The following is a 19355-nucleotide window of genomic DNA, read 5'->3' on the forward strand; positions in this document are numbered from 1 at the left end:
CTATCGATGATGGTAGCTGCTTGGTTTTCAATGTTATTGTTTTTTTCGTGATTCTTTTTTTCTTTCTTCCATTTTCTTTTTTCTTTCTTCCAAGAGTTTATTTCTTTCATCTATTTTTTCATTTCTCTCTTTCATTCTTTCTTCCCTTTCAGATTCAGTTAATTTAGAATTTTCTTGTGCTTTTAGTTCAAGCTCTTTATTCTTTTCTAAATTTTCACTTGATTTTATTTTTTCATCTGAAGAAATAAATTTTGCAGTACCATCAACAATTAAAACACCGTCTTTTTCTTTTTGCCCATATCTTTTTATACCTTCTTCTTTATCTAAATCAGTTATACTACCTTCTAATGAAATTGTGGTTCCTTTAGGTAATTCACTTTTTAAATATTCTTTTCCGTTGATGATATAAAGTTTATTTGTAGTTTCGTCAGTTTTGAAAACTTCATCAGTATTTTTATAACTACCAATAACAACTTTATTTTTATTGGTGCTAATATTAACTGCATTTACAGTTTCAATTTCATAATAAAGTTTATTTTTATCTGCTTTTTTATTGTATTTTTTTTCAAATTCACTTGCTGAGATTTCTTTCATATCACTCAACTCATCATCTAAATCTATTTTAACTTTTTCTTCGGCACCTTTGACATTTCCATTAATAATTAAAATAATTTCTTTTCCATTTCTAGTTAGGTTATCCATACTTAAATGTTTTTCTTTTGGCTTCTTTTCTTCAACTAAAAGAACATCAAGTGGAGTAATGTCAACCTCTTCAAAACCATAAGCTAAATCATCATCATCTTCATCAGAATTGATATAGATTTTTATATTGTCAATTGGTTTTTCAGACTTACGATCCAAAACACGATTATATGTTTTCCCATAATCAAATTCTAGTTTAATGGCTATAATTTCATTACTCTTATTTCTTTTTACATTTGAAATTATTAATTTATGATTTTCTCCTGAAAATGTTTCTTGTAATTCTTTAATTTCTAAGTCTGTTGTGTTCTTCGTTAAAATAGATGAATAACTGGACGAAACGGCATAAGTGTTTTCTTCAACTTTAGTTTCTTTCGTTTGAGCTACTGTTTCAATTTGAAATAAAAGCGTAAATGCAATTAAAAAAGGAAGTATGACTGCATATTTCCAAGATTTCTTTTTGTGTGATTGATTTGTGTTTAACATAACGATTCGTTTTTTGATTAATGATTGAAAAAATTGATTGGTGATTGTTGATTGATTGTTGCTGATTACAACTTTTAATAATGTTTTTTGATAAGCGTGTTTGTTGTTAATAATTAAGAAAGTTTCATTATCGGCAATGAATTCTAAATTTTGGATGATTGCTTTTCGATACAACCAAATCACTGGATTTATCCATAAAATAGCACAGATAATTCTTGAAAATAAAACATCAAATGAATGCTTTTGTTTTACGTGAATGGATTCGTGAATAAGAATGTGATTTAATTCTTCTTCCGAAAATTGTTGGTGATTTATAATAATGTAATTAAAAAAAGAAAAAGGATTTTCGTGCTGAGAAGAATTGATTAAAGTATAATTTTCTTCGTTTTTTCTATCTTGATTTTGGATGCTTTTAAAGAAAGAAACTACCTCTATCGTAATTTTTATTAAAACTAAAATTGAAATTAGTAGATAAACGAAAATCAAAACTTCATTCCAATTAAAAGTATCTTCAATCGGAGCTATATTTTCTACAAAAATTGAATTTGAACTGATACTTTCATCAAAAATAACAGGTTTTGATTCAACCCAAACGGTTTTTGTAAACGTAATTAATGGAAAAATAAACGAAGAAATCAATCCTAAAATTAAATACAATCGATTCGATTTAAAGAATGTTTCTTTTCTTAAAAAGAGAACATACATTACATAAAACAGAACGATTAATCCGTTCACTTTTGCGAAATAGAGCAGCCAATTTTCCATACTATTTCTTTTTTTCAATAATAGCTAAAATCTCTCTCAATTCTTCAGCAGAAATTTTTTCTTCTTCCGCAAAAAACGAAACCATACTTTTATATGAGTTATTAAAATAATGCTCAATCGCAGTATTCATAAAAGTCTTGCGGTACTTTTCCATACTAATGATAGGGTAGTACTGGTGTGTGTTTCCATAGGCTTGATGTGAAACATAGCCTTTCTCCTCCAAATTCCGAATAATGGTCGATAGGGTGTTGTAATGCGGCTGATCTTCCTTAATTTCAGCTATCACATCTTTTACGAATGCTTTTTCCAGCTTCCATAAAATGTGCATAATTTCTTCTTCTTTATTCGTGAGCTTTTGCATAATTGTAAAGTTTAAAACAAACCTACAACTATTTTTTTAGTTACACAACTATAATTTTAGTTATTTAACTATAAATTAAGTTTTGACAGAGATGGAAGATGGAAGATGAAAGATGGAAGATGAAAGATGGAAGAAGTGTGATGAAAGAGGAAAGTAAGCGTTCTCACCTCTTAATAATTTTCAATAGCTTTGTGTCTTTCTTCCTTTCTAGCAAAACCCGCAACTCGAAACTCGCAACTCGAAACTCGCAACTCGAAACTCGCAACTAAAACTTACTCCTCCCGTACCTTCTTAATCACCCAAATCGAACAAAAAACAGCAAGCAATCCGCAGCAACCCATTACAAACCAGTTCACTTGATAGCCGTGAAAAGCAATAATTTCCATTCCCATTTTTGAGCTCACAATATGAGCCAAACTAAATGTCATGGTGTAAAGAGCCATATATCTGCCTTCGTGTCCGCGAGGTGCTCGACTTAAAGCAAAAGAATTAGAAAACGGAAACGCAAACATTTCGCCAAAGGTTAAGAACAAAATATTAATAACTAAAATTCCAACCCAAACGTTAAAAAGCAACGCAAAAAATCCTAAAGCCATACAAAGTGAACCCAGCATAACAATCTTCATTTTATCCACTTTTTTGCGTTCAAAGTACCCAACAATGGGCATTTCCAGTAAGAAAACCAGAAATCCGTTCAACGTCATCAGCAAACCGGTTTCAAGTTCCGTCAAACCATATTGCTCATTATTATAAAGTGGAAGCGTTGTAAACAATTGAAAGAAAATCATTCCCGTCACAAAACTCACAAACAGAAAAACCCAAAACGGACGATCCTTAAATACCGAACGATGCGGTGCTTCAAATTCATCAATATGCTCATTAACCGGCTTTTTCTTTTCTTTCACCAACATCCAAAAAATAGAAATCGCAATGATACACGAAGCTCCATCAACATAAAAAAGTCCGGAATAACCAATGTTCATAATAATTAATCCGCCCAAAGCAGGTCCGGCCGCAAAACCTAAATTCACGGCAAGTCGAACCAAAGTCAATGCTCTCGTCCTATTTTCAGGTTTGGCATAAGCTCCCAGCGACACAAACATTGCGGGTCGAAACATATCGGCAATAATCATCACAAAAAACCAAGCAATACAAAGTGTAGAAAATTCAGTAATAAACGGAAAGATAAACAACAATATTCCGGTACTCATCAAACTGAAAATCATCACTCTATAAAAGCCAATTTTATCCGCTAATTTCCCGCCAACCCAAGAGCCAATCATCGAACCCGACCCAAAACAAACCATAATCCAGCCCACTTGCTGATACGAAAAATCCAAATCTTCCTTCAAATATTTCGACAAAAAAGGCAACACCATCGTACCCGCCCGATTAATAAAAGTAATAATCGTTAAAATCCAAATCTCTCGCGTAAACCCACGAAAATTATTAATATACCTCGAAAAAGCAGTCTTAAGCATCGGTAAAAATTGAGTACTGCAAATGTACAAAGTTGCGTGTGTTTAAAAAGCTAACATAACAACAAAAAATGTGTGTGATTTTTTTCAGAAGCTATTCCGGCTATTCGTTCCAAGCTTTTTTGTCTTGTTGTTTTTTTTCTATGGCAAAAAAAGAGCTTCCTTTGGTTGCTTTTTTTTGCCCAGAAAAAATACAACAATCCTTCAAAAGGCTTTTCACTACTATCCGGGCTAGAATTTGCATCAACTACGCATTTCACACGAACATTTTTCTTCGCATATTTTCATTAAAACCTAACAATCAATTTCCTATTTTTGTAAAAACACAACAATGAAAAACGTAGTCTTTCTTTTCTTGCTTACACAATTAGCTTTTTCTCAACAAAAATTTGAACGCGACTCTGTCATTCAATTTCAAAAAAATATGAATGAACATTACGCAGATACAGCCAAAAGTCCGCTCAAGAAAAAAGATGTAGCTGTTTTTAAGGAATTGGAATTTTTTCCAATCAACGAAAAATACTTTGTGACAGCCAAGTTCATTCGAACCAAAAAAGAAAAACCGTTTGAAATGAAAACGACTACTTCACGAAAACCAATTTACGTGAAATACGGCGAACTTCATTTTGATATCGACGGAATTCCGTGTCAATTAAACGTCTATCAAAATGTTGAATTTTCCAAAAAACCCGGTTACAAAAACAGCTTATTCCTTCCCTTCACCGATTACACTTCCGGTCTAGAAAGTTATGGTGGTGGCCGCTACATCGACCTCGAAATCCAAAAAGGAAAAAATTGGACAGTTGATTTCAACCAAGCCTACAATCCGTATTGTGCCTACAACGAAGTGTATTCCTGCCCAATCGTTCCACAAGAAAATGATTTAAAAGTGGAAATAAAAGCAGGGGTAAAGGCGTTTAAGAAGTAAGTTTACTTTTTTGCTTAGTGAGATTATTAATTCGTGAAAATCCGTGAAATCCGTGTCCAAACTCTTCAACCTCCATACACACAACTTCACCAGCCAAGAAAACATCCTCGAATTGGTCAATCAATACCCGTGGGAATTTGATAATTCAGTACCTTTTTATTCCATCGGAATTCATCCTTGGTATATTGACGAAAGCAGGTTGTCATCTGATTTACATATAATTGACAAAGAACTTTCTCATCAAAAGTGCCTCGCTTTAGGCGAATGCGGATTAGACAAACGCATCGAAATTCCAATTGAAATTCAAGAAAAAGTGTTCAAAGCACAAATTTTATTAGCAGAAAAACATCAAAAACCATTAGTTTTGCACTGCGTTGCTGCTTTTCAGGAAATTATCCAAATCAAAAACGAACAAAATGTCACAGTTCCAATGATTATTCACGGATTTTCAAAAAATGAACAAACAGCAAAGCAACTTTTGGATAACGGATTTTACCTTTCCTTCGGAAAATATTTATTGCGAAATCCGGAGTTGAAATCAGTTTTTCAATCCGTACCAAACAATCGATTTTTTCTGGAAACCGATACAATTGAAGAATCAGTAGAAGAAGTTTACGCATTAGCAGCAAACTATAAAAATATAGAAATTGAAGAATTAAAGTCAATCATAAAAACAAATTTTGAAAAAGTTTTCCGCCAAAGTTTGTAAAAACCGACGACCAACAACCGACGACCAACAACCGACAACGGATAACCGACAACAGATAACCAACAACAGACAACAGACAACAGACAACCGATATGGCTAAATGGCAAGAACGAGCGGAGCTCTTATTTAAAACAGAAGGATTAAACAATTTAAAAAACGCAAATGTACTCGTAGTGGGTTTAGGCGGAGTAGGTTCATTTGCAGCCGAATTTCTTGCTCGTGCCGGCGTGGGCAACATGACCATTGTGGACGGCGATGTGGTGGATATTACAAACGTAAACCGTCAATTACCGGCCTTGCATTCTACGGTTGGAATGCCAAAAGTGCACGTGGTTGGTGATCGTTTGATGGATATTAATCCGGAATTAAATCTTACTCGCTTAGAAGAGTTTTTAGAACCGGAACGAGCTTTTGAATTGGTTACTTCCGATTTTGATTATGTTTTGGATTGTATCGATAGTATAACTCCAAAATTAAATTTACTTATCGCTGCCAAACGCAAAAAAGTGAAAGTTATCAGTAATATGGGAGCAGGTGGAAAATATGAAGCTTCCAAAGTGAAAGTGCGAGACATCAGTAATACAGAATATTGTCCGCTAGCCAAAACAATCAGAAAGCGACTAAAGAAAGAAGGAATTTCTAAGGGAATTAAAGCTGTCTATTCTACTGAAATGCCGGATGAAACAAGTTTAAAAATGACCGACGGCAAAAACTTTAAAAAATCATTTTACGGAACAAACAGCTGGATGCCTTGCTTGTTTGGATTGCATGCTGCGGAAACGGTGGTGAAGTATTTGTTGAAAAGATAGTGGCTGAGTCGCTGAGTAACTAAGTTACTGAGTTTATTATCTGCGAATTGACAATTATAAAACAATAGAAAAATCAAATAGCAAAAACAAGAAAAGTAAAATAATTTTCAAACCCATTTAAACCACTTAGTTTCTCAGCTTCTCAGCAACTCAGAATCTCAGCAACTCAGCAACTCCCTATGATACAAACCGTAATTTTCGATATGGATGGCGTAATCGTTGACACCGAACCGGTGCATCATTTTGCGTATGTTCAACATTTTAAACAATTAAACATTGACGTTTCACCTGAAATGTATGCATCGTTTACAGGCAATTCTACCAAAAATATTTATGAACGTTTGAAAACAATCTATGACTTAAAAGAAGACGTTCAAACTTTAGTAGAAACCAAGCGAAATTTATTCAATGATGCCTTTGATCAAAAAGAAGATTTGTATTTATTGGATGGAGTAGAAGATTTAATCAAAGAGTTACATCAAAACGGAATGCAATTGATTTTGGCTTCTTCTTCTGCGAATGTTACCATTCAACGCATTTTTAATCGATTTATGTTGGATAAATACTTCACATACAAAGTTTCAGGTGAAGATTTTCCGAAATCAAAACCACATCCTGCTATTTTTCTCAAAGCTGCAGAATTGGCAAATACTGATGTTCAAAACTGCATTGTAATTGAAGATAGCACCAACGGCATTTTAGCAGCCAAATCCGCCGGAATATATTGTGTTGGTTATGATAGTTTTCATTCAAAACTACAAGATTATTCATTAGCCGATAAAGTCATCAGTCATTTTAATGAATTGAGTTTTGAGTCGATAAGAAACATCAAATAAATAAAAAATTCCCCTTTTTTTGAAGGGGAATTTGATAAAATTTAATCTTTAATTTCTACTTTAGCATCTTTATCAGACACATCAATCGTGGTTTTATTATCACCATTTTTGGTGTTGATTTTAACACCATCTTTACCAATCTCTAATGATGTTCCATCTTCTTCAACTGGCTCAGCAGGAGCTGGAGGAGGTGTTTCAGTTTCAGATGGTTGCTCAATGATGATTGTATCTGCAGGTTTTTCTTCTTTTTTACCACAAGAAATTAAAAATAAAGTGGTGAAAACAGAAGCAAGAATTACATTTTTGTTCATAATAGTTAGTTTTTATTTTTGGTAAGATAATCAATTTTAGTGAGAATACCTATAAATTAACGTTTATCAATTCTGTCAGACAGTGTATGTTTGTCAATAATTCGAATACCATCATTTCTAACTTCACCGTTTTTTCGCATCGACCAAAAAAAATCACTCGAAAATCGTCTTGCTTCTTCTAAGTTTACAATAGGAAAAGGATAATCTGCTCCAATTTCAAAATCATAAAGCATTTGTTCAATAGGAGTTAATTTCCACGGTTCATGAATAAATTCAGTTGGAATAGAATTTAATTCGGGCACCCATTTTTTTATGAAAATTCCATCCGGATCGTGTTCATACGAATTTTTTACAGGATTATACACTCGCAAAGTGTTGATTCCGGTCACTCCCGCCTGCATTTGAATTTGTGGATAATGAATACCCGGTTCAAAATCAAGAAATTGTCTGGCCAAGTGCGGACTACAATTTTGCCACGGTTGAAATAAATGATGTGTATAAAATGAAACAACTAAGGCTCGCATTCTAAAATTCAAGTAACCAGTTGTATTTAAAAATCGCATACAAGCATCTACAAGAGGAACGCCGGTTTTACCTTCGATCCAAGCTTGGTGAAATTCTGGGATTACAGTTTGACTAAGCGTTCGATATCCTTTATTAACAGCAATAAATTCCATGTGGCATTCCATTTCAAATTTCTGAATAAAATGAGCCTGCCATCGTAACCGTGAAGCAAAATTATCAATCTGACGTACATTTTTCTTCTGATCTCTAAATTTTAAAGCGAGTTGACAAACCTGTCGGATGGAAATATTCCCCCAAGCAATATAAGGTGAAATCCGACTGCAACTGTGTCTTCCTAATTCAGGTTTCGAGATATGTCTGCTGTAATTTGCAACTCTTTCTTTCAAAAAGGAATTTAAATACCGCATTCCAGTTAAAGTTCCTCCTTTTTGAAAAGGTGTGTTTTTTGAAGTTAGTAGTGAAACAGATTTGAAAGTTGAACTTAGCTTTTCAAAGTTATCAATAGTAAGAAATGAATTTAATTTTGGTTGAAATGGAAACTGTGGAAAATCCATAAATTCAACCCAATCGTCTTTCCACGTTTTTCGGTTTGATATGCCTCGTTTTACGCCGTTGGTAATGTATTCATTCCAAGTAATTTGATTATTTCTACAAAATGTCGCAACCGCTTTATCACGATCAAAAGTGAGTTTAATTCCGGTTTCTTGATGAGAAAATAATGATGAAATGGATTGAATTTGATTGATTTTTTCAAACGCTTCAACTGCTTCGCTTTCAATAATTAAAATTTGTGTTTTATAAGGTTTCAATTGAGTTTGAAGTTCTTCCAATGACTGTTTAATAAAATCAAAATGACGTTGACTGTAATGATGATCGTGGAGCAAAGAAGGTTCAAAAATGTAAAGTAAAAGCGTAGGCTCATTCGATTTTAAAGCTCGAAAGAGAGCCTCATTATCCAATAATCGCAAATCTCTTTTGAACCAAACAATATTCATTTTATTGCTTTTAAAAAATGAAGAATTATTTTAAACCATTTAGGTATTAAGTTTTATTAACAAACATATCTTAATGACACTTATTACCAAAATGGTTATTTTATCCAACTGCTTCTTTGTAAACTTTCAAACAGCGTTCTCTCGCTTCTTTGTGGTCTACGATTTGTTTGGCATAAGCAGAAGTTTCAACTTCAGGAACCCATTTTTTGATGTATTTTAAATCTTTATCAAACTTCTTAATTTGCTCTGTCGGATTAAATATTCTGAAGTACGGAGCAGCATCCACACCCGAACCGGCTGCCCATTGCCAATTTCCAACATTACTCGCTTGTTCATAATCAAACAATTTTTGAGCAAAATAGGTTTCGCCCCAACGCCAATCAATTAGTAAGTGTTTGCATAAAAAACTGGCAACAATCATTCGCACGCGGTTGTGCATGTGTCCGGTCGCATTGAGTTCACGCATTCCGGCATCTACCATCGGGTAACCGGTTTTACCTTCGCACCACTTTTTAAAATCTTCTTCGTTGTTATTCCAGTCAATTCGGTCGTATTTTTCTTTGAAACTTTTGTTGATAGTATGTGGAAAATGCCATAGAATTTGCATAAAAAATTCACGCCAAATGAGTTCGTTCCAAAACGTTTCGTTTTTATTTTCGATGGCTTTTGCAATCATTTTTCGGATGGAAACAGCCCCAAATCGAAGATAGGCTCCCAACATCGAAGTGCCTTCAACAGAAGGAAAATTTCGAGTAGCTTCATAATTTGAAATTAATTTATTTGAAATATCAAATGATGAAACTTTGATTTTTGATGGTTCAAAACCAATATCATTTAGACTTAAAAAAGGGTAGGAGTGTTTTGTAATTTTATCTAACTTTTTTTCTGATTCGTAATGAACTAACTGAATCGTTTTAAACTTTTCTTTCCATTTTTTTGAATACGGAGTATAAACCACATAAGGCAAACCGTCATCTTTAACCACTTCGCTTTTTTCGAAAATTACCTGATCTTTACTGGTTTTAAACTCAATTTCATTTTCTTTGAATAACTGATAAATTTCTTTGTCTCTTTTGCGAGCATATGGTTCATAATCATGGTTGGTATAAACGGTTGAGATTTTAATTTCAGTAATTAACTTTTGAAAAATTTCAGCAGGTTTTCCATAAAAAACAGCTAATGATTTTCCTTTTTCTTCTAATTGTTTTTGAATTTTAGAAAGTAATTCGTGAATAAAAGTTACCCGAGCATCATCTTTTGGTAATTGAGAAAGTATAAATTCATCAAAAATAAAAATGGGAAGTACTTCTTCATCACTATTTAAAGCGTGAAATAAGCCGATATTATCATCTAAACGTAAATCTCTTCGGAACCAGAAAATTGTCATATAAAAAAATGTAAAAATCCAAAAAATCAAAAACAGCTTTAAACAAATTTAAACCATTTTAAACAATCTTAAACTAAATTAACAAAGTGGACATTCCACCATCAACATGAAAAATCTGCCCCGAAATCCAACTACTTTTATCACTCAAAAGAAAAGTAGCCATTTGAGCCAAATCATCGGCTGTGCCAAATCGCTTGAGCGGATGACGTTCTGCCGATTTTTCGCGTTTCACATCATTATTCAAAAATTTATCAGCCAAAGGCGTATCTGTCAAGGAAGGTGCAATCACATTGACTCTTATTTTTGGAGTATATTCGGCGGCAAGAGCTTTTGCAAATCCTTCTACAGCACCTTTTGCGGCCGCAACACTAGTGTGAAAAGGCATTCCCATACTGGCGGCAACACTACTGAAAAGCACAATACTGGATTGATTGGAAGCAGTTAATTGCGGAAGAACAGCTTGAATAACTTTTACCATACAAATAAAGTTGATGCTCATATCACTTTCAAACGTTTCAGGTTTTATACCTTTGAACGGACGTAAATTGATACTTCCCGGGCAATAAACTAATCCATCAATAACTTCGGGAAGTTTAGATGTATCTAATATATCTGTTGATGCATCAAATGGAATATGTACGACATTTAAATCATCACTATTTTCAAATGTTCTGGAAGCTACAAACACTTTGCATTCAAATTGTAATTCTTTTGCGATGGCATATCCAATTCCATACGAACCACCTATTAATAAGATATTTTTCATTTTTTATCCTTTAAATTCTCCAAAAAGTTCAATTAATTTTTTTTGTCTGAAATCAAATATTTCTTTCAATTTAGGTTTAACCAATATCGGATGAACTAATTGACCCAAAATTCCTATTGGAAGTTTATAGTCCACAATGTCTTCCATTTCAACTCCGCCCGGAATTTCTTTTAGAAAATGTTTGTGATGCCACAATGCATAAGGTCCAAATCGTTGTTCATCTACAAAGTATTCTTTGTCACGAACATGTGTAATTTCAGTCACCCATTTGGTTGGAATGCCCAAAACCGGAGTAACAATATATTGAATAATTTGTCCCGGAAACATAGGTTTTTCTGCCCCGCTGAGGATATTAAAACCCATATAAGTAGGAGTAATAGTTTTTAAATTCTTTGGACTTGACAAAAATTCCCAAGCTTCATCAATAGAAATGGGAAGATTTTGTTTGGTTTGTAATGTATATATTTTCATATAATTTTTTTGTAAAGATAATTATTGTTTATTATTTTGAACAAAAAGTTAAACAAAATATTTTCGATTTATACTTTCTTTAACAGTTTCTGCCAATTCTAAACTGTAAATTTGAAGAATTAACTAAACTTATTTAATTATGAAAAAAATAGTACTAGCAGCGGTATTTTTTGTTGCTTCTTTCGCAGTTACTGCACAAGTAAAAACTCCGGCAGCAAGTCCGAGAGCTAATTTTGAGCAAACTGTTGGTTTAACAGATATTGAAATTGATTACAGTCGTCCGAGTGCAAAGGGAAGAGCCGTTTTTGGTGATTTAGTTCCTTTTGGTAAAATGTGGAGAACGGGAGCTAATCAAAACTCAATGATTACTTTTAGTGATGATGTGACGGTGGATGGAAAAACCTTGAAAAAAGGTAAATATGCACTTTTTGTTACTCCAAAAGCAGATAATTGGGAAGTGATTTTCTATACAGACACTGAAAACTGGGGAACACCAGAGAAATTTGAAGAGTCTAAAGTAGCCGCTCGCGTAAATGTGAAACCGGAAACATTAAACAGAAATGTTGAAACTTTTACAATTTCGTTAAATAATGTGGATAATGATTTTGCTCATTTAGAATTTTCTTGGGAAAAAACTGTTGCAGCTGTAAAAATCGAAGTTCCTACTAAGAAAACAGCGATGGCAAACATTGAAAAAGTATTAGCCGGGCCTGCAGCGAGTGATTATTTTGCCTCAGCTCAATATTATTATCAATCAAATGGAGATATCAATAAAGCATTAGAGTATGTTAACAAAGCAACTGAAATGACAGCGGCTAAAGGAACGCCATTTTGGTATAACCGTTTAAAATCTCAAATTCAAGCGAAAGCGGGAGATAGAAAAGGTGCTATTGAAACAGCGAAAGCCTCTTTAGAAGCTGCTGAAAAAGCAGGTAATGCTGATTATGTTAAAATGAACAAAGACAGCATTGCTGAGTGGAGTAAAAAATAATCTTACTTTTTATAAATTGAAAATCCTATCATTTCGTGTGATAGGATTTTTTTTGTTTTCAAATTTATTTTAAAAAGCTGTTCGAACAGATAAAATAAAGTTTCTTCCTGCAGCTGTTATTCCTGAGGAATACGGACGATAACGTTGATCTGTAATATTTTCAATTCCACCCGAAAAAGACCAGGTTTCGTTGAGTTTATATACTGATTTGAGGTTTAACGTGTACCAACTCGGCACATACGGATTTCCATTAGCATCAGTAGCATATAAATAGTCTTTTTCAACTTCTGATGGAGCTAAATCTTCTGCATTGATTTTGGAATTATAAACCATTAATAAATCAGTTGTCCATTTATTGGTTTTCAAACTCAAACGTGTATCACCAAAAAATGGAGCTGCGTGTCGTAAAGGAGCACTATCACCATTATCTAATTCTTCTTCGCCTTTGGTCCAATTGGCGTTTGTTCTCCAATTTAAATTGGGCAGAAGTTCAACATTTAATCCTGCTTGAATTCCATACACATTGGCTTTTGCCGCATTTTGAATGGCTTGAATGTTGCTCACTTCGCCTTGAAATTCGATGGTGCTTTCTCCATTTAAAGTGAAATTTCTTCGCACTAGAGCATCTATCACATGAGTGTAAAATCCGGTTACATCAAACGAAATTGATTTTACTAATTTTTGTCGAATGCCAATTTCTGCATTATACGCATATTCATATTCTAAATTTGGATTGGGAACCACTAAATTTCCGGGCGTACTTTCATAAATTTTACCCACATCATCCACATTTGGTGAACGAAAGGCTGTTCCGGCATTAAAAAATAAAGCTGTATTTTTTGTAGCTAGATAGGTAAAACCTACACTTCCTGTAAAAGCACTCGTATTTATTTTAGTTTCATCAAACGGATAATCCACAAACGTTTTGTCAAAAGTTGCATCTAACCAAATTTGATTAAAACGTAGTCCCGATTGAAAAGTGAATTTATCTGATAATTTATTTTCATATTGCAAATATGCTGCCAGCGATTGCCATTTTGAACCATCCGGATAACGGGAGGGAGCATTTTGTTGTTCACGGGTTTCAATGTTTCTTTGAAATCCGATTGAATTTATATTATTCAAAATATATTCTAAACCGTAGGAGATTCGATTTTTTGAACCAAATTTTTTAATGAAGTCGAAATTTGAGGAATAGGCATCGACATTTTCAATGTTACTGTTTCGAGTTAAGCCGTTAAAGTTTCGATTGTGACGACTTTCTTCAAATTGTTGAAAACCAGCATTAAACTGGGCTTTATCAAACCATTTATTTCCTTTGGTGTAATTAATTTTTAGATGATGCATCGTCCATTCTTGCGGACCATAGTACCATTCTGCAAAGCGAAGATTTCCTTCTCTTCTTCTTAATAATTGATCATAACGGTTGATATCAGAAGTGGTAGAATAGTGGTAAGCATACGTAAAATTCCAAAATTCGTTTGGTTTATAAGCTACTTTTTGTATGAAATTAATTTGATTGTAACCGGAAGCTACTTGCATTTCACGGTTGTCATTTGTGATAATTTCATCCACACCGTCAACGGTTTGCACATAATCTGGTCGAGTATACGCATCCGGCCCATGATTTCCCATTCGTAAATCTTCAAAATCACTAAAGGAAGCAGAGGTTACAAAAGCCCATTTTTTGGAGGAAACATTCAAATCGAAATGCAATGTTTTTTCGTTATTGGCAGACGACCATCGGCTCATAACATTTCCAAAATAATATTGATTCTTATTGGGTGTGAATTCAGGTTCTAACGTATAAAAATTCATAACTCCACCAATGGCATCGCTACCATAAATAACAGTTCCGGGTCCAAGAATGACCTCGGTATTTTGAATAGAATTAGCATCAATTGAAATGATATTTTGCACATTTCCACTTCTAAAAATGGCATTATTCATTCGGATTCCATCTACATTAATTAAAACTCTGTTGGTTGCAAAACCGCGAATCATTGGGCTTCCTCCTCCAAGTTGACTTTTTTGAACAAATACTTTTCCGGTATTCGTTAACAAATCCGCTGTGGTTTGCGGGTTGGCTAAAATTATGTCTTTTGGTTTGAATGTAATGATGGAATTCGGTACACTTTTTTTGGATTCTTCCCACTTTGAAGCGGATAGAACCACTTCATTGAGTGATGTGCTTTCGGGTGTTAAAAAAAGTTTAAATCCTTGTCTTTCAATTTGGCTGTAACTCAATGTTAAGGTTTCATACCCTAACATTCGAATATTTATTTTCTTAACATCTTTAAAATCAGTAAGATTAGCAATTCCCATTTGATTAGTAACTGCTGAAATTTTGTGTTGATTGGAATTAAATGTAACGGCTTCAAGACTTTCACCTGAAACTTCATCTTTAACGGTTACTTCTTGGGCAAATAATCCAAATGAAAACAACTGGATCAATATAAATCCAAGTAAATTTTTATACATAACAAACTTAGTTAAGTTTAGGCTTTGATAAAACCTGAATCAAAAAGGACAATCCAATGGTAAGTGCCGCTCCAATCGCATTTAGCCATAAATAGCCTAATATTTCTTTTCCGGAAGGATAAATATGAATGCATTGGTAATAAATCACAAAAATGACTAACTGACTAATAACACCACCATAAAAAATTGCATTTCCTTTAATAAATTTAATAAAGAATGCTACAAGAAATATGCCAAGAATGGTTCCATAGAACACAGAACCAATGATATTGACTAATTGAATAAGATTTTCTACTAAAGTTCCGAAACAAGCAAAAAGAATGGCAATTGCACCCCAAAGAAAAGTGAAAAATTTTGAAGCAAGAACAAAATGTTTATCTGATTTTTCACCTTTTATGTTCCGTTTATAAATATCGATTACGGTTGTGGATGATAAAGCATTTAATTCTGAAGCTGTAGAAGACATGGCTGCTGAAAGAATAACGGCCAACAATAATCCCACCAATCCGGTTGGTAAATAATGAAGAATAAAATGAATAAACACATAATCTTTGTCATTCGATTCTTGATTTAGACTTTTAATGATGGTTTTTGCCTCCTCTTTTAGTAGTTTTTCTTTTTCGTATAAACCTATCATTCTTTTTCGTAACGTAGAATTGTCAACATCAATATTTAGTTGATTGGCGTATGTGAGAGTTACAATTTTCTTTTCTTCATGAATTTCTTCAAGTTCTTTTTGTAATGTTTTGTATTCTTCTGCATAAATTGATTTTTCAACCGCAATTTGGCTGGTTGGATTAAAATTTAGCGGCACTTTATTAAACTGAAAAAAAACAAAAACCATTACTCCGGTAAGCAAAATAAAAAATTGCATCGGCACTTTCAGAAATCCGTTGAAAATAAGTCCGAGTTGACTTTCACGAACCGATTTTCCGGAAAGATAGCGTTGCACTTGCGATTGATCGGTTCCAAAATAGGAGAGAGCCAAAAATAATCCGCCGGTTATTCCGCTCCAAAATGTGTAACGACTATTTGGATTAACAGAAAAATCCAAAATATTCATTTTTTCATTTACGCCTGCAATTTGAAGAGCGTTGCTAAACGAAACTTCTTCGGGAAGATAGCTTAATATCAAATAAAAAGCAATGAACATTCCCAACATAATGATGAACATTTGTTGCTTTTGGGTTACATTCACGGCTTTTGTTCCGCCGGAAACGGTGTAAATAATCACTAAAACACCGATAATGAAATTGAGTAAGTTTAGATTCCATCCCAAAATGGAAGATAAAATAATGGCCGGAGCATAAATCGTAATTCCCGCTGCCAAACCTCTTTGAATTAGGAAAAGAACGGCTGCTAAACTTCTGGTTTTTAAATCGAATCTGTTTTCTAAAAATTCATAAGCCGTATAAACATTAAGCTTATGATATATTGGTATGAAAAAAACACAGATAATTACCATAGCTATTGGCAATCCGAAGTAGAATTGCACAAACCCCATTCCGTCATGAAAAGCTTGACCTGGTGTGGAAAGAAAAGTAATCGCACTGGCTTGTGTTGCCATAACCGAAATTCCAATTGTCCACCATTTGGTTTCGTTGTTTCCTAAGATATACTCTTTTACATTTTCGCTGCCTTTTGTTTTCCATGCACCATAGACTACAATAAAAAGTAGTGTAAAAACGAGTATAAACCAATCAAGTGTTTGCATGGATTAGGAAAAATAAGTCTTAATAAAGTAAAACAAAATGATGTAAAGAGCATTAGCAACTAATACCCAAATGTAAATGCTTTTTATGGCTATTTTTTTTTTCTCTTCCATGTTCTAATTTATTTTTGTTCCGATAGAAATCATGTTTGCAAATAAGCGATATGCTCCTGAAACACCTGCCGGAAGTTCTCTAAAGAAGCTCAAACCGGTGTAAATATAGTATCCTTTTCCGTATTGAGCTACCAATAAACCACCATTTTTTGGTTTTTCGTCTTTGTCATTAGATGAAAGAATAGGCGTGAAGGTTGCGTCCCATTCGTTGGGATAATACAAACCTTGCTCTTGAATCCATCCTTTAAAATCATTGGAAGTTATTTTGTTAGGAAAGTTTAGTATTTTGTGATTTGGAGCTAAGAAACGAACTTCGGCATCTTCTTCGGTAACTCTGTCTCTTGACAATTTTAAGGAAAATGGAGCTAATTCTTTTACAGTAAATTTTCCTGTTGTATTATATTGCACTATCATTGTATTGCCATTCTTAACAAAATCGAATAATAATTGTTGCTTGAAAGCCAATTCATCAACTGTATTGTAAGCTCTAATTCCCATAACAACAACTTGAAAGTTTTGAAGATTTTCAAGTGTGATTTCTTCAGGTTTTACAACAGTAACGTCATATCCCATTTGCGAAAGATAAAGCGGAACTTCATCGCCGGCACCCATGATATAAGCTATTTTTTCATTTTTGATAATGATATCTAACTTGCTAAATTTGGCTTCAGAATTTGCTAAAACTTGTTGCTGAGCAATGTGTTCGTATTGAATGTTGATTTGTTCTTTGTCTAATTTTTCGCCTTCAACTACAACATAACTTGTCGCTGTGATTTCAACTGAATTTTTGGGAGGAGTGACTTCAAAATAAACTGTTGTTTCGCCTCCTTTTTTATTGATTTGGAAAGGAATGGATTCGGGAGAAACCTTCCAACCTTGAGCAACAGTAAGAAATGCATTTCCGCTTACATTATCTTTTCCGGCTTTGATTTTTACTCCAACCGATTTACTTTTTTCAGAATTAAAGATTTTAACTTTGTCTAAAATAGAAGTAGTTGCCACCGGAATAACATCAAAAGGTTTGTAAACTTCGCCTTTTACTTCATCATTATATTTGTAAATCACTTCTTTTTCAAAAGGAATTACGACACCATATATTTCTACCAAAAAAGTAACTGAAATTGTTCTAATGATATCCGGTATTCCAATATTTTCTTGATTAGAAACGGCATACATTCCAACAGTTCCTTGCTCTTTTAGCCAATAAGGAGCAGTATATTCCTGATTTTTATCTAGTTGAAGTTCTACATCAATAAACTGCGGTTGATTATTTGTTAAAGAAGCAGTTGAAAAAGTTGTAATTGATGAAGGATTTGTTTTAATACCATTTAAAACCATTTTTTGATTACTGCGATTGATGGCTTCCAATTTCACTTTTAACTTGCTTCCCGGAGTTGAACTTTGTGCTTCAGCAACTGCTTCTAAAAATAATCCGGCACAACCAGCAATGATTTTTTTGATTTCTTCTGTTTTGATTTTTTTCCAATGTTCATCATCCAATTTTTGAATTAACGAGTAAGCTTCGGTTAATTTTGGAATACTCGCCGATGGGTTTTTAAAATCAAAATCCTTTTCAATTTGAGTAACTAAATTTCCTATTGATGCTCCGCCTTTTACGCGATTCCAAGAAGTATCAATGCCTTCAAAAATATTTTTGTTGTCTTTGGCTGCATCACCTTTAATAAGTTCTAAATATTCAATTTCATCGCCTCTTGAACCGGTGCTACCAAATCCTTGAGATTGATGGCGACTTCGGCTAAGAGCAGCAATTTCCTGATTTGATTTTCCAAAAGAAGGATAATAAACGCCCATATCAAAGTTATTCAACTTGCTTTTGTCGGCTTTATCAAATTTTTCTTTACCACCATAAAACCACCACGAAGTGTTGAAAAACAATCGTTTAGGTTGCCAAGTGGAAGTGTATTTTAATTGATTTGGAAAAACTTTAGGATCATACGTTTGGTCAAAAAGTTCAATCGAAAGCATTGCAGAAGAAGTGTGGTGACCATGCGTAGTTCCGGGTGAACGGTGGTCAAAACGATTAATGATAACATCCGGTTTAAATTTTCGGATAATGTAAATCATATCTTCTAGTACTTCGTTTTTATTCCAAATTTTAAGGGTTTCATCCGGAACTTTTGAAAAACCAAAATCATTTGCTCGGGTAAAAAATTGTTCTCCACCGTCTATTTTTCTAGCTTCTAATAATTCTTGTGTTCGGATTACGCCCAATAATTCACGTAATTCTGTTCCGATTAGATTCTGACCACCATCGCCGCGAGTGATTGATAAATAGCCTGTTCTGGCTTTTACATGATTGGCCATGTAAGAAATCAATCGCGTGTTTTCGTCATCCGGATGTGCAGCAACATATAACACAGAACCTAAAAAATTAAGCTTTTGAATCTGATGATAAATTTCAACAGAAGAGGGTTTTTGTGGCTGATGAGCCAATAATGTTGAAGAAGAAAGTAAAAATAGAAAGTATACGAAGTATTTTTTTAAACCCATTGAAAGCACAGTTTTGTG

16 protein-coding genes are annotated in these 19355 nt (G+C 33.6%); 5 read left to right on the forward strand and 11 right to left on the reverse strand.

All coding sequences use genetic code 11. The features are described 5' to 3' along the window. Window positions 1–33 precede the first annotated feature (33 nt). From AC23MC_RS05555 to AC23MC_RS05565, 3 genes are all read right to left on the reverse strand, one after another. Window positions 34–1953 (reverse strand): M56 family metallopeptidase, encoded by a 1920-nt coding sequence (locus AC23MC_RS05555; RefSeq protein ID WP_487567418.1) that lies wholly within the window; start codon window positions 1951–1953, stop codon window positions 34–36. Between the two features lies 1 nt (window position 1954). Next, a complete protein-coding gene (locus AC23MC_RS05560; protein WP_487567419.1) occupies window positions 1955–2314 on the reverse strand; it encodes a BlaI/MecI/CopY family transcriptional regulator in 360 nt (119 codons plus the stop codon). 272 nt (window positions 2315–2586) lie between these two features. Beyond that, window positions 2587–3795 carry an MDR family MFS transporter gene (locus AC23MC_RS05565; protein WP_487567420.1) on the reverse strand — a complete coding sequence of 403 codons (1209 nt, stop codon included), beginning with the start codon at window positions 3793–3795 and terminating at the stop codon, window positions 2587–2589. Between the two features lie 328 nt (window positions 3796–4123). Here AC23MC_RS05565 and AC23MC_RS05570 point away from each other — a divergent pair, with 328 nt between their 5' ends. From AC23MC_RS05570 to AC23MC_RS05585, 4 genes are all read left to right on the forward strand, one after another. Then, entirely contained in the window at window positions 4124–4720 is a 597-nt protein-coding gene (locus AC23MC_RS05570) for a DUF1684 domain-containing protein (RefSeq protein ID WP_487567421.1), read from the forward strand. Window positions 4721–4772: 52 nt separating this feature from the next. Beyond that, on the forward strand, window positions 4773–5429 hold the full coding sequence (locus AC23MC_RS05575; protein WP_487567422.1) for a TatD family hydrolase: 657 nt from the start codon (window positions 4773–4775) through the stop codon (window positions 5427–5429). A 92-nt stretch (window positions 5430–5521) separates the two neighbouring features. After that, window positions 5522–6238 (forward strand): tRNA threonylcarbamoyladenosine dehydratase, encoded by a 717-nt coding sequence (locus AC23MC_RS05580; RefSeq protein WP_487567423.1) that lies wholly within the window; start codon window positions 5522–5524, stop codon window positions 6236–6238. 179 nt (window positions 6239–6417) lie between these two features. Beyond that, window positions 6418–7074 (forward strand): HAD family hydrolase, encoded by a 657-nt coding sequence (locus tag AC23MC_RS05585; protein ID WP_487567424.1) that lies wholly within the window; start codon window positions 6418–6420, stop codon window positions 7072–7074. 41 nt (window positions 7075–7115) lie between these two features. Here the strand turns inward: AC23MC_RS05585 and AC23MC_RS05590 are convergent, their stop codons facing one another. The 5 genes from AC23MC_RS05590 to AC23MC_RS05610 form a co-directional block, all read right to left on the reverse strand. Then, window positions 7116–7385 (reverse strand): hypothetical protein, encoded by a 270-nt coding sequence (locus AC23MC_RS05590; protein WP_487567425.1) that lies wholly within the window; start codon window positions 7383–7385, stop codon window positions 7116–7118. A gap of 56 nt (window positions 7386–7441) precedes the next feature. Then, the gene (locus AC23MC_RS05595) at window positions 7442–8905 is read right to left on the reverse strand and encodes a cryptochrome/deoxyribodipyrimidine photo-lyase family protein (RefSeq protein ID WP_487567426.1); all 1464 of its coding nucleotides are present in this window, start codon (window positions 8903–8905) and stop codon (window positions 7442–7444) included. Window positions 8906–9005: 100 nt separating this feature from the next. Continuing rightward, entirely contained in the window at window positions 9006–10292 is a 1287-nt protein-coding gene (locus AC23MC_RS05600; protein ID WP_487567427.1) for a cryptochrome/photolyase family protein, read from the reverse strand. Window positions 10293–10365: 73 nt separating this feature from the next. Next, window positions 10366–11058 (reverse strand): SDR family NAD(P)-dependent oxidoreductase, encoded by a 693-nt coding sequence (locus AC23MC_RS05605; RefSeq protein WP_487567428.1) that lies wholly within the window; start codon window positions 11056–11058, stop codon window positions 10366–10368. 3 nt (window positions 11059–11061) lie between these two features. Continuing rightward, complete coding sequence (locus AC23MC_RS05610; protein ID WP_487567429.1) at window positions 11062–11529, reverse strand: SRPBCC family protein; 468 nt, start codon at window positions 11527–11529, stop codon at window positions 11062–11064. 139 nt (window positions 11530–11668) lie between these two features. On the opposite strand from AC23MC_RS05610, the gene AC23MC_RS05615 reads away from it, so the two are divergent. Next, window positions 11669–12520: a DUF2911 domain-containing protein gene (locus AC23MC_RS05615; protein WP_487567430.1), complete on the forward strand. Its 852-nt coding sequence runs from the start codon at window positions 11669–11671 to the stop codon at window positions 12518–12520. A 69-nt stretch (window positions 12521–12589) separates the two neighbouring features. Here the strand turns inward: AC23MC_RS05615 and AC23MC_RS05620 are convergent, their stop codons facing one another. From AC23MC_RS05620 to AC23MC_RS05630, 3 genes are all read right to left on the reverse strand, one after another. Further along, window positions 12590–15001: a TonB-dependent receptor gene (locus AC23MC_RS05620; protein ID WP_487567431.1), complete on the reverse strand. Its 2412-nt coding sequence runs from the start codon at window positions 14999–15001 to the stop codon at window positions 12590–12592. A gap of 7 nt (window positions 15002–15008) precedes the next feature. Further along, entirely contained in the window at window positions 15009–16715 is a 1707-nt protein-coding gene (locus AC23MC_RS05625; RefSeq protein ID WP_487567432.1) for a sodium:solute symporter family protein, read from the reverse strand. A gap of 114 nt (window positions 16716–16829) precedes the next feature. Continuing rightward, on the reverse strand, window positions 16830–19337 hold the full coding sequence (locus AC23MC_RS05630) for a PIG-L family deacetylase (protein ID WP_487567433.1): 2508 nt from the start codon (window positions 19335–19337) through the stop codon (window positions 16830–16832). Between the last annotated feature and the right edge of the window lie 18 nt (window positions 19338–19355).

The organism is Flavobacterium sp. T50_26, assembly GCF_057652995.1.